Origin of the sequence: Natrinema pellirubrum DSM 15624 (assembly GCF_000230735.2) — an archaeon.
In the GTDB taxonomy this organism is placed as follows: domain Archaea; phylum Halobacteriota; class Halobacteria; order Halobacteriales; family Natrialbaceae; genus Natrinema; species Natrinema pellirubrum.
The window spans coordinates 216,921-231,078 of sequence record NC_019963.1; the positions used below are offsets into that span (position 1 = coordinate 216,921).

Here is a 14,158-nt window from a genome sequence, read left to right on the forward strand (position 1 = left end):
CATGACGTGGCATCTTTCCCTGACGAACATCGCCGGGATCCGACACGGTGAGGCCCATATCGAGTCAGGCATTAATGCTGTCCGCGCCAGTAACTGGCAGGGAAAGTCCAGTTTCCTCGCCGGTATCCAGACTGCATTGGGCACAGCAACACCCCTGACTGAGGGACAGGCCTCCGGGGAGGTCAACTTGCAGACCGACGCGGACGAAATCACGATCCAGTTGGAACGGACCAACGGGACCGTTTCTCGCTCCGGACAGCCCTATCTGGCAGAGGAATACGATCGTGTCTGTGCAGAGCTGTTCGCGTTCCTGGACGAGGACAACGAGATCCGGCAGGCCGTCCGAGCTGGCGAGAACCTGGAAAACCTTCTCACACGCCCCCTGGATTTCGAGAATATCGACGAACAGATTGCCGATCTCCGTCACGAACGTGAGCAGGTCGAGCGGGAACTCGATCGAGCGGACAAGGCTGCTGATCGACTCCCGGATCTACAACAGCAGGTCACGAGCCTCGAAGACGATCTCGAAGAATTGCGTGCCGAACGTGATGAACTCGAGGAAGACCCTGCCGGCGACAGCGATGCCCGTGAGGAACTGAGCGAGTTGCGGGCCGAACGCGACCGCGTGACGACCAAGATCAACCGTCTCGAAACGACTGCCGAACGCGTTCGTGACACACTCTCGGAGAAACAGGACGAACTAGAATCGCTCACGATTCCTTCAGAGACCAACATCGAAGGCGATCTTGAACGTCTCCAAACCGAACTGCGTGATCTCGAACGTGACAAGGAACTACTGCAGTCGGTCTACGAGGCGAACAAACGGGTCCTCGACGAAGGTCGTGTCGAACTTCTCACGAAGGTATCGCACGATATGCTATCGGACTCGGTCGCCTGTTGGCTCTGTGGAAGTGATACGGAGCGCGAGGAGATCGAGGGACAGCTCGCGGCACTCGATGAGCGAATTAGCGACCTCCGCTCGAAGGCAGCCGAGAGCCGCGAGCGTGTCGAAGAGCTCGAATCAAAGCGTGACGAGATTTCACAGGCACGACGCCGGGAAACCGAGTTGACCGATCGAATTGGGGAACTCAGGTCCCGTCTCGCTGAAACCGAGGAGAGTCTCGACACGGCTCGTGACCGCCGCGACGACCTCGAGTCCCGTCTCGAGGATCTTGAGGAGGTCGTCGACACGACCGAGGACCGACTCACGGACCTCGAAAGCGAGATCAAGTACACTGAAGCGGAGTTAGCCGATGTCCGTGACGAACTCGAGGAGACCGAGACGTTTGCAGCACAACGGGATGGGCTTGAAGACGAGTACGAGTCGTTGACAGACGACATTACGGATCTTCGCACCCGGAAAGACGAGATCAAGCAGCGAACGCGTGATGCCTTTTCTACGGCGTTGGCGGATCTGCTGGAGGAGTTCGATACGGGCTTCGAGACGGCTCGCCTCACGAGTACGTTCGATCTCGTCGTTGCCCGAGAGGGACGAGAGGCACAGCTAGACGCGTTGAGTGAGGGTGAACGGGAACTTCTCGGAATCGTTGCGGCACTTGCTGGCCACGAGGCATTCGACGTCGGTGAGCGCGTCCCGGTGATGCTCCTCGACGAACTCGGTGGCCTTGCCAGTGAGAATCTCCAAATCCTGGTCGAGTACTTGGCGGCGCGAACTGAATATCTCGTTCTTACGGCGTTCCCAGAACATGAGGGACTCGAAGCGAATGTGCTGTCGCCAGCTGATTGGCAAGTCGTTTCACATGAGCCGGACGTCGAGGCGGCGTAGTCAGGCCAACCCGCTCCACAGTGTCTCGGAGTCTCTCAGACCGACCAACCAGACAAGAATGACCTTATTCCGTGAGTGGAAGCAGGATCCCAAATATAAAGGGTGAAAGAAAAAATGCCCCTCGCCTCGGGCGCGTATACACTATTTGCTGACCCTGACGGTCGCTACTCCTCGCCACGCAAGTTTGTCGGCGGGATAACTGCTGGCGCACTCAGCGGCTGGCTCGCCCTCGAGGTGAGCGCACGAATTTGGTATCTACCCCCGCCCGAACAGTTGCAGGTTCACGCCAGTGCAGCTGCGCTCGGAATCTTTCTCACCGGTGTCGTAACATGGGGGCTGTCGCTGGAAGAACCCACGGCATTCTCGACTTCCCTCCTCGTCCTCGTAACTGGCGCCGAGCGGCTGACGTACGTGACCGGAATCGTGGTCTCGAGTCTCCTCGTCGCCGGTGTGTTCGTGGTCTGGCGACGCCGCGTCTATCACGAACGGGCACGCTACCTGTTCCAATCCGCCCAGAGCGACGATCAGATTCTCGTCCCGGTTCGCGGCGATGCTACTGATTCAGTAGTCCTGTTCGCTGCACGGTTGGCCGCTGCTCACGATGCCGGAAAGATCGTTCTCATGAAAACGGTCAGTACGGAGACGATCGAAAAAACGGAAACAGAACTGGAAGCGACCGGACGAGAATCTGTTTCTGGAGACAGTGACGAACCGTCAGAGGACTCCGTCACCCAGGCGGCTGAAGAGCACCTCGCCGAACAGCAACTTCGCGACCTTGAACGACTCCAGGATCGGATCGCCTCCGTCGTCGACGTGCCCTGTGAATTCGTCGTCGCCGTCGAAGATGGTTCTGCCGGCGAAACCGTTCTCAGGACTGCAGAAACCGAGAATTGTGATTTGATCGTCTGCCCCTATGAAACTGCTCTGTAGGATCGCTAGACGGCGGGGCCACGGCTACGCTATATTGGTAGAATGCGAAGAGGCGGGTGTATGTGCTCCGAAATCCGCCTCTTCACTCGTGAATCGGTGGCGAGAGCAAAAGACGTTGTCGCGAACCCTGCCGAACCGGCCGATCCAGTGGGTGGCGGCAGCTACGCCGAATGGGCGATGCTGACGGTGAATGCCCTCCGGGTTGAGTTGGGCAAATCCTACCGCGGGACGTGTGATTTGCTCGCGGAGATGCCCGGCATTCTGGCCGAGATCGGCCTCTCGCGCGTGCCACACTTCACGACGGTCCACGCGTGGTTCGTCGAAGTGCCGACCGAGCGCTGGCGGGCGTTTCTGGGCGCCTCCGCCCAGAAACGCAGCGGCCACGCCGCGCTCGACGCAACCGGCTTCGACCGCGACCATCCCAGCCGTCACTACGCCCAGCGCGCGCACTACCACCTGCGCGCGCTGAAAGTCACCGCGCTCGTCGACGTCGAGACGCTCTACATCACCGATATTCACTCGGCGGCGGGCAAACCGTCGGACTTCCGGGTCGGCCCACAGGTCGCCCGGCGCAACGCGGGCGACCTGCGGAGCCTCGCGGCCGATTCGGGCTACGACTCGATGGCGTTCCGGGGCGGACTCCGTGAAAACGGCGTTCGACCACTGATCAAACACCGGATCCTCGCGCCGTTCGACCACGCCCACAACGGTCGGATGGACACCGACGCGTACAACCAGCGCTGGATGGCCGAAACCGCCTTTTCCAGCCTCAAACGCACGCTCGGTGCCACTGTCCACGCGCGCAGCTGGTGGCTGGAATTCCGCGAGATGACGCTGAAAGCGACCGTCTACAACCTCCGCCGGAGCGTCAGATATTCGTGAAAATCACGCAGATGCCGGGCGATCCTACAGAGCATATGAAACCGAGGAGGACGATCCGAGCCCATTTGTTCGACGGATCCTGAATGGAAATTCGGATGCCATCGTGTTCCGGTCATCGAACGGGCGGACGAACTGGCAGCGCATCCTGGTGATGGTTCGCTCGTCGGGGGAGCTCGCCAACGCAATGCTCGATTTCGCCAATCGACTTCTCCCCAGTGGGGGAACAATTAGTGCGTGTACCTGTGTGTCCAAGCGACGCGAGCGACGAATGGCCGAGATAATGCTCGAGAATCTCATCGAGTCGTTCACGGCACCGATTGAGACGCGAGTCGATAGCGGCTCGGTCGAAGCGTTCATCGATCGCAACGCGTCCCTCTACGATTTGGTCGTTATCGGGGCGAGTACCGATCGAAGTGCTGTCTCACGTCTCGTTTCTACGCCGACATTCGAACGTATCCACGAGGTTGACTGTGATGTCGCACTCGTCCACCGGGCATAGATGGCTGCGTGGTCCTGATTTCAGGAATCGATATAACTATCGTATGGACTGTTGTATCGACCGCGAACGGTGAAGAGAATCGACTCTCCTTGTAGTGATCTGTCTGGGTTCTTCCGTTGTTGGGTCCGATACCTTATTGCTGCTTGAACCAGTTGTCTTTTATAAGACGATGCGAGCCAGTACATGAGTCGCCCCATTCAGTCACCAGTACCTATGCAAACACGACAGCTAGGTCAGAAATGTAGCGCCCTGACGCACAGTAGACACCGAGACATTCATCGAGTGCTATGAGTAGTCTTACAGCACCCCTAAAAATAGAGAACGTGGTGGCATCGACAGGCGTTGGCCAGGAACTCAACCTCGAGGCACTTGCTGATGATCTCCCGCATTCAGAATACAATCCGGGTAATTTTCCAGGGATGGTCCATCGGATTCAGGACCCGAACGCGGTCACACTCCTCTTTCGGTCGGGGAAGATCGTCTGTACCGGTGCCCAAAGCACTGCAGACGTGACGGATGCGTTGAATATCCTCTTTCAGGACCTGCGTGATCTCGGTATCGACGTCGTCGACCAACCGGAGATAACTATCCAGAATATCGTCTCCAGTGGGGACCTGGGTGAACAGATCGATCTCAATGCCATTGCGATCGGGCTCGGATTAGAACATACCGAGTATGAACCTGAGCAATTCCCCGGCCTCGTGTATCGATTGACGTCACCACCGGTCGTTGTGTTGCTCTTCGGAAGCGGGAAACTAGTGATTACAGGCGCCAAGACGCGGGATAATGCACAGAGCGCGCTTGAAACGGTACATTCTCGACTCAGGGAGCTCGATTTGCTCAACAATCCCTGGGACGGTCTCTATCAATAGCTGAGTCAGACAGAGGAAACACAGGTCTTTTGCTACTTGCCCTCGCACGCTGAGGGGAATGACCTACGACAGAGTCGACGTTCCCGATAGCGGTGAGAAAATCACGATCCAGAACGCCGAAACCGACGAGTTATCCGTTCCAAATAATCCGATTATCCCGATCATCTACGGTGATGGCATCGGTCCAGACGTTGCCCCTGCAGCCCAGACGGTACTTTCCACGGCAGCAGAAGAAACGGGCCGCGAAATTAACTGGATGCGGCTCTATGCCGGCGAGAGTGCCCGCGACAAGTACGGTGAGAATCTCCCCGCAGAAACCATCGACGCAATCAGGGAATTCAACGTTGCCATCAAGGGGCCGCTTACGACACCGGTCGGCGCCGGCTACCGCAGTTTGAACGTCGCGCTGCGTACGGAACTCGATCTCTACACGAACGTCCGGCCGACCTATTATCTCGATGGCGTCCCGTCGCCTGTCAAGAACCCGGAGCAGATGGACATGGTCAACTTCCGGGAGAACACCGAGGACGTCTACGTCGGTATCGAGTGGGAGGCCGGGACTGAGGAGGTCCAGCAGGTTCGCGAGTTCGTCGAGGAGGAGATGGGCTACGACGAGATGATCCATGACGGGCCCGTCGGGATCGGACTGAAGCCCATCTCCGAGTTCGGTACCAAGCGGCTAGTTCGGAAAGCCATCGACTACGCCCTCGAGAACGACCGCAATTCGGTCACCCTCATTCACAAGGGCAACATCATGAAGTACACCGAAGGGGCGTTCCGTGACTGGGGCTACGAGGTCGCAGAAGAAGAGTACGGTGACGAGGTAATCACGGAAGACACGCTCTGGGAGGAACGCGACGGGGAGGCCCCCGAAGACGCCGTGGTCGTCAACGACCGCATCGCCGATAACATGCTCCAGCAACTGCTGACTCGGACCGACGAGTACGACGTCCTCGCAATGCCGAACCTGAACGGCGACTACCTCTCGGACGCGTGTGGTGCTCAGATCGGTGGGCTCGGTATCGCCCCCGGTGCCAACATCGGCGATGGACGAATCCTGGCCGAACCAGTTCACGGGTCCGCCCCGAAGTACGCCGGTCAGGACAAGGTGAATCCCTCAGCGATGATTCTCTCCGGACGCATCATGTTCGAATACCTCGGGTGGGACGATGCTGCCGATCTCATCCGCGACGCTGTCGAAGCCACGATCTCGGAAAAATACGTCACGTACGACATCCACCGGCAGATCGACGGCGGTGAGAAGGTCGCCACCAGTGAGTTCGCCAATCGGGTTGCTGAGCACATCGAAAGGCTAGCCTGATCCCATACCCAACAAATGGTGAATCCCAGTTGTTGGTGGTGACGGCGGATGAATAACGGTTAATCGGAGCGGTTGAACGCTACAATGGAACTCAAGCTTCCATCGGGGTGGAGCCAGCGACCCGATGAGGAGCAACAGCGCTCAGCTCTGGTGGAATTTCAGTGCGCTCCGTCCACCACGACGACGTTTGTCGTATCTCTCCTTCAGCGATCAGCGGATGCTGAAGAGTACACGCTCCAACTCTCGACGATCAATCGAACAGCAGCAACCCATATCCGTCACGACTACTCACTCGAGGAATACCGTACACAGGATGCGGCACTGACAGCAGCTGAATCCCTCATCACCTCTCTCGATACCCGATTCCGCGACGGAGCCATCTCGCCCGCAGATCCCACACTCGAGGAGATAGACGAGATACTCCAGGAAGCCACGGAATCCCATCGATTCCCGCGCATCCGACGGTTCTTTCGGCGCCTCGGTTGAGATGAGACCAGCAGAGTGAATAACGCGGTAAATACGGGCAAAACGCCGGTATAGCCATCAGAGACGGTTTCAGCTGACGATAGGCGGCAGACGCGGGATTTATGCTCCCACACTCTCGACGACTATACGTATGGGACAGACGCTCACAGAAAAGATTCTCGACAACCATCTCGTCGACGGGGAACTGACTCCTGGCGAGGAAATTGGCATCGAGATTGATCAGGTACTCACACAGGACACGACTGGGACGTTGGTCTGGCTCCAGTTCGAGGCGCTCGACCTCGACGACGTCCAGACGGACCTCGCCGCACAGTACTGTGATCACCAGACGTACCAGTTCGATTTTAAGAACACGGACGACCACCGCTTCCTGCGTTCAGCCGCGGGTACGTTCGGCGCGCACTTCTCGCGCCCGGGCAATGGTATCTGCCACAACGTGCACAAGGAGAACTTCGCCGCGCCCGGCAAGACGATGCTCGGGTCGGACTCGCACACGCCGACGCCTGGCGGCCTGGGCGAACTCGCGATCGGTGCCGGTGGGCTGGACGTGGCTGTCGCCATGGGCGGCGGCGCGTACTACATCGACATGCCCGAAGTCGTCAGCGTCCGCCTCGAAGGCGCGTTGCCGGAGTGGGCCACAGCCAAAGACGTCATCCTCGAATTGCTCCGTCGCCTGTCGGTCAAGGGCGGCGTCGGCAAGGTGCTCGAATACACCGGCCCCGGCGTCGAGACCCTGACCGTCCCCGAACGGACCACCATCACCAACATGGGGACCGAACTCGGTGCGACCACCTCGATTTTCCCGAGCGACCACCAGACACGGGACTACCTCGAACGCCTCGGACGCGATGACGACTTCGTCGAAATCGGCCCCGACGAGGACGCCGAGTACGACGACGAGATCGTCGTCGATCTCGCGGATCTCGAACCGCTCATCGCCACGCCGTCGATGCCCGACAGCGTCGTTCCGGTCTCTGACGTCGCGGGGACTACGGTCGATCAGGTCATGATCGGCTCCTGTACGAACGGCGGCTACGAGGACATCCTCCCTGCTGCGAAGATGCTGGACGGACGAACCATCGAGAAGAAAACCGAGATGATCGTCGCGCCGGGCTCGAAGAAAGCCTCCGAAATGTTGGCGCGGCAGGGCTGGACGGCGGAACTGATGGCTGCTGGCGTCAACTTCTCGGAATCCACGTGTGGTGCCTGTATCGGTATCGGCCACGTACCCGCCTCCGACTCCGTCTCGCTGCGAACCTTCAACCGGAACTTCGAGGGGCGCTCCGGTCTCGAAGACGACTCGGTCTACCTCTGCTCGCCGGAAGTCGCGGCCGCAGCCGCGATCAAGGGCGAAATCATCGATCCACGAACGCTTGCCGAGGAGCTGGACGACCTCGAAGCTCCCGGCGTCGAGTTACCCGAGACATACATCGAGAGTTCCGACGCCGATCTGATCGCACCCGATGAGGCGGTCGACGACGAGCTCATCAAGGGGCCGAACATCGCCGACGTGCCACTGAAAGATCCGCTAGAGACAGCGGTCGGTGGTGAAGCGTTGTTGAAGATGGGAGACAACGTCACCACAGATCACATTCTCCCGGCGACCCAGGACGTCCTGATGTACCGGTCGAACATCCCGAAACTCTCGGAATTCACGCTCTCGCGAATCGACGAGACGTTTTCCCAGCGTGCGCTCGAGGCTGATGGCGGCGTCCTCGTTGCTGGGGAGAACTACGGACAGGGATCCTCGCGCGAACACGCCGCTCTCTGTCCGATGTATCTCGGAATCGAGACTGTTCTCGCCCAGAGTTTCGCCCGCATCCACAAGGCGAACCTCTTCAACTTCGGCATCGTCCCGCTCGAGATCGACGAGGACACCTACGAACGAATCGAGCAGGGCGACGACATCGAAATCGTCGACAATGCAGCCGACGCTGTTCGCTCCGGTCAAGAGAAGTTCACCATCCGTGTCAACGGCGACTGGGACGCGTCCGGGCACCTAGACGCATCCGAGCGTGAACGAGAGATTCTCGCGGCCGGTGGGAAACTCTCGCACACGAAGATGCAACACGACGAGGGCGGCGCCGCTCCGGCCGACGACTGATTCGGTATTCCCTGGGTCGTTCTTTTGTGAGGTACGGAACTCGCGCGTAGTCTTCCATTGACCAAACTACTAAGCCAACTCTAAATAATCAATAGACACCAGGAATGCCTCACCGACATCAGACGCTTGAAATCAACGGACAACTCATCTGGGGCGGTCAGTCTCTGTATCATACTCGAACGAATGAGGTCTTTTGGTATATGGGTGTAGAGGATAGCCAGGTCAAGTTAGAAGGCCTCCAAGATACACTCGAGCTATCGTTGGCTGTCTTCCGAGAGAAAGTCTCAGTCGGTGACTTCGAAATCGAACGATGACAGAATGGTAATCGTCCCGTTGCGTCGATTCGAATAGCGAGCTGTCTCCACCTGTCGTGTCGCCCAGACCACACAGAAAATTGGCCGAACGAGGTGGGTTCATCCTCTTGCATTCGTCTGCTCGAATTGTGCTATGAGGCTATCGATGACGTCGCGAGCAGCGTCGGATACCTCACAGTCTTCCGTGGTTGGCTGATAGCCACTGCAGACGTCATATACCATCTGAATGCTTTCGGAGAGCGTATCGAGGCTGTAGCCGCCTTCGAGCACAAATCCCAAACCAGCACCGGTGCTGACCGCAATCTTTCGAACCTGCTGGGTCAGTAAGCCATACCCATCGGTTGAAACGGACATCCGCGAAATTGGATCATGTCTGTGTGCGTCGAAGCCGGCACTTACCAGAAGCAGATCAGGATCGAACGCGAGTAATTCGGGGCCGACCACCTCGTCGATCGCGGTGAGATAGCCATGTTCAGTCGTTCCAGGTGGAAACGGCACATTCAGTGTCGTCCCCGTGCCGTCACCTGTGCCGGTTTCTTCAACGAAGCCGGTGCCCGGATAGAGTCCGTCCTCGTGGAACGAGACGTAGAAGACGCTGCCGTCGTCGTAGAAAATCTCCTGTGTCCCGTTCCCGTGATGGACGTCCCAATCGATGATTGCCACCCGCTCAGCGGTCCCGACATCGATGACGGACTGGGCAGCGATTGCGATGTTATTGAAGAAGCAAAAGCCCATCGCGTCATCTTCGACAGCATGGTGACCCGGCGGCCGGCCGAGTGAGAACGGAGGAAATTGCTCGGTTCGTTGGTCAAGGGCCGTTTTGGCGGCCCACTCGGCAAGACCAGCGCTGGCAAGGCTTGCCTCCCACGTGCTCTCAACAGCGACGGTATCAGCATCCCAGTTTCCTCCGCCAGACGCACAGAACGATTCGAACTCGGCGACGTAGTCCTCGTCGTGCACCGCAAGAATACGATCACGTGTCGCCGGAGCCGCGTCGACGTACTTGACGTCGTTGTAGTCTGTAAGTGCCCGCCGGATGGCTCGCAGTCTGTCCGAGTTTTCGGGATGACGTGGCCCGGTTTCGTGGTCGAGGCAGACTTCAGAATACCCGAATTTCATACATGACTAATTTCGAAACGGGAATGATCTCCGTGATATGAGTGGGTTCGTCCATCGCGCCTCTGGTTCACCGATTTGGTCAGTACATCATTGTGCACCCGCCATCGTGATTTCCCGTACGTCGGTTGGGTACTCTGCTGGCTACCGACCGTGTGGGGAGTCTCCCCCTCTCGCCGGGTTCGCGAAGCTGATAACTCAGTGCTCATAGTACCAATCAGGCAGATAGCCTGCTTAAGGGTTTCCGAACCAGTTACAGGCCCAGTCTCTGCGATGAAATCTTCGGTCACGATCGTCGTATTTGGAGGGAGATCTCTTGCCCGAACACCACGGTAATCCCATGTAGGGATCTGTCGCCACGTGAAGCGGTCATTGCGTCAGGCGCGGCTGTGTACTGTCGGATATACCGCTAGAACATCGCTCAAAGAATCAGTCGGCAGTTGGAGCGACCGGTTCGGTTTCTGAATCTATCTCCATGTCGGAGGTGATATCTCGTGCGAGTGCAAACATAGCGGCCTTGTGGTCGTCTTTCGATTTGTGGATCGATGTTGGTCGGGTATCGAGCGTCTCGTACTCGTCGAGTTCAAGATCGCCTGATATCCGTGATTCGTACTGTTCTGATACTTCTGCCAGGAGACCATGGAGGTGCAGGAACGCTTGCTTGTTCATTACCAAATTCCGCTTTCGATTCCAGACTTATAGTAGTATTCTGTGTCGCGTTGGTCGTGTTTAGTTAAGGATGAAGAGTGAGGCGGGGTGATTTCTTGGTGCTCTATGCCAAAAATCAACCGCCTCAGCGGATGTACAGACTGGATTGATTTGGATTTTGTGGAACGACAGCGGACACCCGAGCGTGCGATGAAGCTCGGTATTCAACTGCAGTTAGCGGGGGTCTCGCTGTCGAATACCGTCTCTATCCTCGAAGAACTGGGTGTCGATCGATCTCGTAAAGCAGTCCACGATTGGGTCCAAAAGGCCGATTTACAGCCCACAGAGGGTCGAAGCCCGAATCACGTTGCTGTGGACGAAACCGTGATTCGAATTAATGATCAGCAATTCTGGCTGTATGCTGCCGCCGATCCCGACATTAACAATTTGCTGCATCTTCGACTATTTTCGACAACAACGACCGCATTAACCGAGATCTTTCTACGAGAACTTCGTCAGAAACACGATGTCGAATCCGCCGTGTTTCTGGTCGATGGCGCTCAACACCTCCAAACTGCGCTGGCCAGAGCTGGGCTCCGATTTCAAACAGAACGAAATGGAAATCGGAACGCCATCGAACGAATTTTTCGAGAACTCAAACGCCGAACTTCCTCGTTCTCAAACTGTTTTAGCCACGTTGAGCCGCAAACCGCTGAAAATTGGCTCCAAGCATTTGCTGCCTGGCTCAATGCTCCTAACTAAACACGACCGTCGCGTTAGCATTCACCTTGCTCGGATGGTGTAGAGGTGCTATCTAGAACCTCGTCCTGTTTTGTAATCGGCTGTGTTTAGCCCAAACTGACGTCGAGATACAGCATCACGATGACGCCAGCCATCACCCCGAGTGTGGCGGTCCGCTCGTAGCCATGCGTATGAGTCTCGGGGATGATTTCGTCGGAGATCACAAACAGCATTGCGCCCGCGGCGAACCCCATCGCATACGGGAGGAGGGGTTCGACAACATTCACCGCCAGGGCACCCACCACCGCGAGCGGGATTTCGACGATTCCCGACCGCAACCCAGCGAAGACGGCATAGGAGCGCCGATCGAGCCCTGCATTGATCGCCGCTACCGAGACGGCAAGTCCTTCAGGAATATTTTGGATACCGATCGCCAGCATCAGCGAAATTGCGTTATCAATGTCCCCGGAGCCGAACCCGACGCCGACTGCCAGTCCTTCTGGCATATTGTGAAGTGTAATCGCTAAAATGAACAGCACGACGGGAACCAGTCGTTCGTTAGCGACTGGGAGGGACGTACTGGGGTTGGCCTCATCTGCCCGTCTGCGCCCGGTCAGCAAGTAGTGTGCGTGTGGGACGAGCCGGTCGGCTTGATCGAGAAAGATGACGCCGAGTACGATGCCGACCAGCGTCGGAATCGGATTTCCACCAGAATATTGCTCGATTCCGGGGATGATGAGACTCGTGAAGGCTGCGGCCAGCATCACACCAGCTGCAAACCCGAGGGCACCATCGAGCGCCCGTTCCGACGGGTCGCGCCAGACGAACACCAACAACGCGCCGAACAAATTGAGTCCCGCGATAACGATGCCACCGACAAACCCCTGAATTACGGGGTTTTCACCAGCGACTCGAACAAATAGCTCAGCTACTGAAACCATCGAGTTAGTATCTGATTCACGTTCCCGGGGATAAATATCCCGTTGTTGGTGTGGATTTGTACGACCAAGCCCGTCACAAGACTCGTCACAACGTCACGGGCCCATCCCCGTTTGAGGACAAGCGTCTCGACCCACTGCGGAACTGCGAGAGGAATCTCGCGGAAAGATAGGAACCTTTGGATACCACCTTGCTCAACGATACGGTACAGACGTGCATACGTACATGAACACGAAATTGAGAGGTGCCGCTGCATGAGACAGACCCCAACGCGCGAGGTCCTCGAGTTGTTGATCGACGGCGGCCTCAACGAGATCAACCGCCAGACGTCCGGCCTGTTACTCTCTGGGTTCTCGGCTGGTCTCGATATTGGATTCGGCCCGCTCATGATGGGCGTGGTACTGACACTCTCCCCCGGTGGCTTTGGGGACCTCCCGACGGAGTTACTCATGGCGAGCGTGTACTCCATCGGGTTCCTCTTCGTCATCCTAGGTCAATCGGAGCTGTTCACCGAACACACCACCCTCGCCGTGATGCCTGTACTCGACGGGCAAGCAACGATGCGGCAGCTCACTCGGCTCTGGGGACTGGTCTACGTTGGGAACATCGTCGGCGGGGTCGTGTTTACACTCCTCGTCGTCGTTCTGCTCCCAGGCCTGGGAGTCGTTACACCGGCCGCCTTCGAAGCAATCGCGTCGAATCTTGTCTTCGCTGACGTACAGCGACTGTTCGTCGGTGCGGTGTTCGCCGGGTGGCTGATGGGGTTGCTGGCCTGGCTGATCACCGCCGCTCAGGAGACGACGAGCCAAATGATCGTCATCTGGGTCATCACTGCGATGATCGGGATCCTGCACCTGCCGCACTCTATCGCGGGGAACGTCGAGGTGCTCTTTGGTGTGTTCACCGCATCATCGATCTCTGTCCTGGACTATCTCGAGTTCGTTCTCCTTGCGACGGTCGGAAACGCATTCGGCGGCGTGACGTTCGTCGCTCTGCTGAAATACGGCCACGTTGTTCGAGGAGCTGAGTAACGAGTTTGCCGTTGAAGTCAGAGGATATTCTGGTGGATTGGAGTTGTGCCTGGGTTAAGCGACAACCGCTTAGGGGTTGTTACCCTGGATGCCGATACACTTTCGGGTTACAGCTCTTATCAGTCGGAGAACGGCAGTTCAGCGTGGAATACCGCGGGGAAAAGGGACTGATTCTGACACCGAAACGAGGCAGGTCCGTTGCTATCCGTTCCGATGGAACGGACGTTCGATATCGTCGAGGAGATGGCTAACACGCTGATTGCTCCGAAGGTACGATATCCCGCTGGTAGCAAGAAATACAATACCAACGAGAATGAACGCCGTCCCGACGAAAGAAAGTGAGTCACCAAATAACCCGAGGACGGCTGCTCCAAAGAGAAACGAGGCGAAGCCAGTTCTGATATGGGCCAGGATGGTCCGCTCGCGTGCTAGCCGGGTCCTTTCTTGTGCAAGTTCCAGCTGAACGTCCGCTTTTTCGACCATAGGTCA

The 14,158-nt window shown here is 57.5% G+C and carries 13 protein-coding genes; 9 read left to right on the top strand and 4 right to left on the bottom strand.

The features are described 5' to 3' along the window. Position 1 precedes the first annotated feature (1 nt). The 7 genes from NATPE_RS20705 (at position 2) to NATPE_RS20740 (ending at position 8,880) form a co-directional block, all read left to right on the top strand. On the top strand, positions 2-1,786 hold the full coding sequence (locus NATPE_RS20705) for an archaea-specific SMC-related protein (RefSeq protein WP_015299344.1): 1,785 nt from the start codon (positions 2-4) through the stop codon (positions 1,784-1,786). Between the two features lie 114 nt (positions 1,787-1,900). Beyond that, the gene (locus NATPE_RS20710; RefSeq protein ID WP_081597665.1) at positions 1,901-2,716 is read left to right on the top strand and encodes a universal stress protein; all 816 of its coding nucleotides are present in this window, start codon (positions 1,901-1,903) and stop codon (positions 2,714-2,716) included. A gap of 60 nt (positions 2,717-2,776) precedes the next feature. Beyond that, positions 2,777-3,598 carry an IS5 family transposase gene (locus tag NATPE_RS20715; RefSeq protein ID WP_015299345.1) on the top strand — a complete coding sequence of 274 codons (822 nt, stop codon included), beginning with the start codon at positions 2,777-2,779 and terminating at the stop codon, positions 3,596-3,598. A 786-nt stretch (positions 3,599-4,384) separates the two neighbouring features. Beyond that, entirely contained in the window at positions 4,385-4,969 is a 585-nt protein-coding gene (locus NATPE_RS20725) for a TATA-box-binding protein (protein ID WP_015299346.1), read from the top strand. Between the two features lie 58 nt (positions 4,970-5,027). Beyond that, positions 5,028-6,290 (top strand): isocitrate dehydrogenase (NADP(+)), encoded by a 1,263-nt coding sequence (icd, locus tag NATPE_RS20730; protein ID WP_006182452.1) that lies wholly within the window; start codon positions 5,028-5,030, stop codon positions 6,288-6,290. Positions 6,291-6,374: 84 nt separating this feature from the next. After that, entirely contained in the window at positions 6,375-6,776 is a 402-nt protein-coding gene (locus tag NATPE_RS20735) for a hypothetical protein (protein ID WP_006182453.1), read from the top strand. Positions 6,777-6,906: 130 nt separating this feature from the next. Beyond that, positions 6,907-8,880, top strand: a complete 1,974-nt coding sequence (locus tag NATPE_RS20740) for an aconitate hydratase (RefSeq protein ID WP_006182454.1) — start codon at positions 6,907-6,909, stop codon at positions 8,878-8,880. A 413-nt stretch (positions 8,881-9,293) separates the two neighbouring features. On the opposite strand, the gene NATPE_RS20745 is transcribed toward NATPE_RS20740, so the two are convergent. Continuing rightward, positions 9,294-10,313 (bottom strand): histone deacetylase family protein, encoded by a 1,020-nt coding sequence (locus NATPE_RS20745; protein WP_006182455.1) that lies wholly within the window; start codon positions 10,311-10,313, stop codon positions 9,294-9,296. A 426-nt stretch (positions 10,314-10,739) separates the two neighbouring features. Next, the gene (locus tag NATPE_RS20750) at positions 10,740-10,979 is read right to left on the bottom strand and encodes a UPF0058 family protein (protein ID WP_006182456.1); all 240 of its coding nucleotides are present in this window, start codon (positions 10,977-10,979) and stop codon (positions 10,740-10,742) included. A gap of 105 nt (positions 10,980-11,084) precedes the next feature. Between NATPE_RS20750 and NATPE_RS21940 the strand changes: the two genes are divergently transcribed. After that, positions 11,085-11,720, top strand: coding sequence for an IS6 family transposase (locus NATPE_RS21940; RefSeq protein ID WP_006182457.1), 636 nt, complete (start codon positions 11,085-11,087; stop codon positions 11,718-11,720). Positions 11,721-11,806: 86 nt separating this feature from the next. Here the strand turns inward: NATPE_RS21940 and NATPE_RS20755 are convergent, their stop codons facing one another. Beyond that, positions 11,807-12,640 carry a ZIP family metal transporter gene (locus tag NATPE_RS20755; protein WP_006182458.1) on the bottom strand — a complete coding sequence of 278 codons (834 nt, stop codon included), beginning with the start codon at positions 12,638-12,640 and terminating at the stop codon, positions 11,807-11,809. A 252-nt stretch (positions 12,641-12,892) separates the two neighbouring features. Here NATPE_RS20755 and NATPE_RS20760 point away from each other — a divergent pair, with 252 nt between their 5' ends. Beyond that, positions 12,893-13,669 (top strand): formate/nitrite transporter family protein, encoded by a 777-nt coding sequence (locus NATPE_RS20760; protein WP_006182459.1) that lies wholly within the window; start codon positions 12,893-12,895, stop codon positions 13,667-13,669. 201 nt (positions 13,670-13,870) lie between these two features. On the opposite strand, the gene NATPE_RS20765 is transcribed toward NATPE_RS20760, so the two are convergent. Further along, positions 13,871-14,152, bottom strand: a complete 282-nt coding sequence (locus tag NATPE_RS20765) for a DUF202 domain-containing protein (RefSeq protein ID WP_006182460.1) — start codon at positions 14,150-14,152, stop codon at positions 13,871-13,873. Positions 14,153-14,158 lie beyond the last annotated feature (6 nt).